This window comes from Planktosalinus sp. (assembly GCF_059864935.1).
The window spans coordinates 1-3,926 of record NZ_JCBCCK010000209.1 but is presented as its reverse complement, the minus strand read 5'-3'; the positions used below and the strand labels follow the sequence as shown (position 1 = coordinate 3,926).

Genomic DNA, 3,926 nt, shown 5'->3' with positions numbered 1-3,926 from the left:
TTAGAAAAGGAAAGCACAACAGCAGAAGTGTTTAACACGCTGGATGAGAAGGCATCAAAAACTGAAGAGTGGGTTGCTAAGAACCAAAAATATATCTACATCATTATTGCAGTTGTAGCTGTGGTAGTGTTGGGGTCACTGGCTTACAACCAATTTATCCAACAACCCAAAGAGACTGAAGCTGCTAACGAAATGTATCAAGCACAGATTTATTTTGACCAGGCATTAAATGCACAACAAAAAGATTCTTTGTTCAACTTATCACTAAATGGCGGTATGGGAAAATATGGTTTTCTGGATATAATTGACAACTATGGCGGTACAGATGCTGCCAATATTTCAAGATACTATGCCGGTATGGCTTATATGCACCTTGGAAATTATGACGAAGCCATTACCCATCTGGACAGATTTAAGGCTAAAGATGAAATCGTTGGGCCTATTGCTAAAGGAAACATTGGTGATGCTTTTGCAGAATTGAACCAACTGGAAGATGCATTGGGCTATTACAAGCAAGCAGCTTCATTAAGTGCAAACGAATTTACCACACCAAAATATTTGTTGAAAGCAGCCATTGTTGCATTAGAATTAAACAAAGGTAAAGACGCACTTTCATTTTTAAACGAAATAAAATCAGATTATCCTGAATCCCCAGAAGCCGGCCAGATTGATGTGTACATCGGTATGGCAGAGTCTATGAAATAAGATTTTGGATCCCGATAGTCCTCCCGATAGCTATCGGGATTCGGGATTGATTTGGTCATTAAAACCATTGCTTAATGGCAACAGTAAATAAAAATTTATCAACTTACGATAAGACAACAATCCCAAATGCGAAGGATTTTCGGTTTGGGATTGTTGTTTCTGAATGGAATCCCGAAATTACCGAAAACCTCTTTCAAGGGGCATTTGACACCTTAAAGGAACACGGTGCCATCAACGACAACATCGTGCGCTGGAATGTGCCCGGAAGCTTTGAACTGATTTACGGCTGCAAGCGCATGACCCAATGTTATGATATGCTGGATGCCATTATAGCTGTGGGTGTTGTAATTCAGGGGGAAACCAAACATTTTGATTTTGTGTGTGAAGGAGTGACCCAAGGTATTAAAGACCTGAATCTTCAGGGCGATATTCCGGTGATCTTTTGTGTTTTAACAGACACTACAATGCAGCAATCCATCGACAGAAGTGGTGGGAAACATGGCAATAAAGGCACTGAAGCAGCCGTGGCTGCCATCAAAATGGCGCAGTTGCGCAAGGAGTCAAAACTTTAACCACCTGTGGCAATTGTTGACTTAACGTGTAAAACTTTTTGAGTAATTCCGGTTTTTTAGCTTGTTGAAATTAATTTTTTCCTTGTATATTTGTAACCGGTTATATTTTATATCTGAAATTATGTTTGAATTTGATCAGTACCTCGGTTTTTTAGCTTTTCTCACCATCCTGACCATCGGTTTTTGGTTGATGATTTTCCTAATGTTGTTTGTGCCTTACTGGATTGGTGGAGCCATTATGGAAATGCTTAAAGAGAAACGTGCAGCCAAAAATAAAGACAAAGAATAATTCACATTATACATTATAAAAAAAGGGAATCCAATCGGGTTCCCTTTTCTTTTTATTTAAATTTTCTTAGTGCTTCTTAGTGCCTTTGGGTCTTAGTGGCAGAAAGAAGAGCCACAAAGTCACGAAGACACAAAGCTTTCACAAAGGCTTATTTTATTAAATCACTGGTTAATTATAAATGTAAAGCGAACACATTTTATTCGATGTTCCTTAAAACTCTCCTTCAAAATCATCACCGTTCATACCTCGTTCACGCTGTCTGCGGTCTCTTTGGTTTTTCTGCTGATTGAATCTGTAGATAAATGTGGCAGTGATTTGTCTTTGACGCCATTGAAACTCACTGTCTGATGTAAAGCCGTCACCTTGGGTGAATGACCTACGCTTACGGGTGTTTAGCAAGTCGCTTACGTTAAGCGCAATGGAGGCATTTTCATTAAAGATGTCTTTGCTGAACCCGATATCCAATGAAACCATTCCTTTAGATCTGGTTTGTGAGTTTTCAGAAGGGCCTCTGTAAAACATATTGGTTTGCCAGTCCACATTTCCGGGCAGCGTAATTCTTGAACTGAAACGTGTAAACCAACTGGTACTGGTTGTGCCATATTCCACTCCTTCAAATTCACCATCAGTTTCAAACCTGAAAAAGTTAAAGCTACCATTTAAACGTAACCAGCGTTGCGGGTTGTAAATAACTCCTGCTTCAGCACCAATACGTTGATTGGTAGATAGGTTAATGGGTATGGTTCTAACCACCTGGATACCGTTTACCGTTTCACCTTCCCTGCGGATTTGCACGCGCTCAAAAGCGTTGGTTTCATATTGGTAATAAATGGAAGAACTGAGGGTTAGCTTTCCAAAACGTCTCAGATATCCCAAATCAAAAGCACTGGCATAAGCCGGATCCAAATCGGGGTTACCCTGAAAAATGTTTGTCACACTTGCTCTCGATGGGAAAGGGTTGATAAACCAACCGCGTGGTCTGTTGATCCTTCGGTTAAACCCTAAGGTTATATTTTCACCATCACGAAGTTCATAAATCAAATTGACCGTTGGAAAAAGTCCCAAATAATCTTTGTCAAAATTAGGATTAACACCTAAAAGGTCGATAAGTTCTTCCTGGTTGAGTTCAGAGCTAATTTCGCCTTTAAGTACAGTGCTTTCAAGCCTTAAACCTAGTAGGAATGAAAAATCACCGAATTTGGTTCCGTATTGGGTGTATAGTGCCTGAACGTTTTCGGTATAGTCAAAAATATTGCTCAATAAATCATTTCTCTCAAAGTCTCCGGTTTCCAGGTTTTCCCTTAGTAGGGTATAATCGGTATTTGTATTTCTGAAGTTTCCACGGTATCCCATTTCAAACTGTGAATCTTCACCAATGGGTAACACATAATCAGCTTGAAAAAGGAAGGTGTTTTGATCCTCTACTGTAGTAATGTCTTCTGAAGGAAACTGGATATTAGGGCCAACAATATTTCTTTCAGTAATAAAAGCATTTTCAGTTTCGGCTTTGTTGTCATACTGAAAATCCATTGTCAGGTTGTGACCGTCTTGATTGAATCTGTTGATGTAATTCAGCGCCAGTTGATATCTGGTATCTTTTTCTGTTTCTTCCTGAATACGTGTTGAAGTTTCAGTTAAAGTGCCATTTGCAAATTTTTGGGTTGTTGCAGTTACGCCATCGTCATAATCACTCACTCTGATGAATCCGCTGGCGGTGATGGATGAACGATCATTGATGAAATATTCAACACCCAGATTGCTGTTGATACCTTGACGGTTTCTTTGTATGTCCCGGTCTTCTAGGGTTCTTGAGAACTCACCTTGTTCAAATGTATTGTCAAAAAACGCACTTCCTGGTTGGTCTCTGTAGAAATATCCTGTTGTGTTGAAAATATTGAATTTTCGGGTGCGGTAGTTCAAATTGGCTGTAATGCTTGAATTTATGGGGTAACCACCGCTGATGTTTAAAGAGCCGTTAAAACCTAAAATCTTATCTTGTCTTAAAATGATGTTCAAAATACCTGCAGTACCTTCAGCATCATAACGAGCGGAGGGACTGGTAATGACTTCTACACGTTCAATGGCTTCTGCTGGTAATTGAGTTAAGGCATCTGTATCGCCAAACCCGGCAAGGGCTGAAGGCCTTCCGTTGATTAATATGGTCACGTTTTGATTTCCGCGTAAGCTGATTCCCCCTTCAATGTCAACATCAACAGATGGAATATTTCCTAATGCTTCGCCAATAGTAGCGCCACGTGTGGTTAAATCTTTACCAATATTGTATATTTTTTTATCCAGTCTTACCTGAACCTCAGTGGTTTCTGCCCTAACAACAACTTCATCCAGACTCTCAGCGTCCA

Annotated in this window: 4 protein-coding genes; 3 read left to right on the top strand and 1 reads right to left on the bottom strand. The window is 39.8% G+C overall.

Translation table 11 applies throughout. The features are described from left to right. From AC6F75_RS07535 to AC6F75_RS07525, 3 genes are all read left to right on the top strand, one after another. Positions 1–705: tetratricopeptide repeat protein (locus tag AC6F75_RS07535; protein ID WP_500714362.1), on the top strand; the 705-nt coding region annotated here is incomplete at its 5' end. Between the two features lie 74 nt (positions 706–779). Continuing rightward, entirely contained in the window at positions 780–1,277 is a 498-nt protein-coding gene (gene ribH / locus AC6F75_RS07530) for a 6,7-dimethyl-8-ribityllumazine synthase (protein WP_500714361.1), read from the top strand. Between the two features lie 121 nt (positions 1,278–1,398). Further along, complete coding sequence (locus AC6F75_RS07525) at positions 1,399–1,566, top strand: hypothetical protein (RefSeq protein ID WP_500714360.1); 168 nt, start codon at positions 1,399–1,401, stop codon at positions 1,564–1,566. A 210-nt stretch (positions 1,567–1,776) separates the two neighbouring features. Here the strand turns inward: AC6F75_RS07525 and AC6F75_RS07520 are convergent. Then, positions 1,777–3,926: TonB-dependent receptor domain-containing protein (locus tag AC6F75_RS07520; protein WP_500714359.1), on the bottom strand; the 2,150-nt coding region annotated here is incomplete at its 5' end.

Bases quoted from the DNA above. Each gene is read 5' to 3' on its own strand.
- ribH (WP_500714361.1), top strand. From the start codon at position 780: ATGGCAACAGTAAATAAAAATTTATCAACTTACGATAAGACAACAATC.
- AC6F75_RS07525 (WP_500714360.1), top strand. From the start codon at position 1,399: ATGTTTGAATTTGATCAGTACCTCGGTTTTTTAGCTTTTCTCACCATC.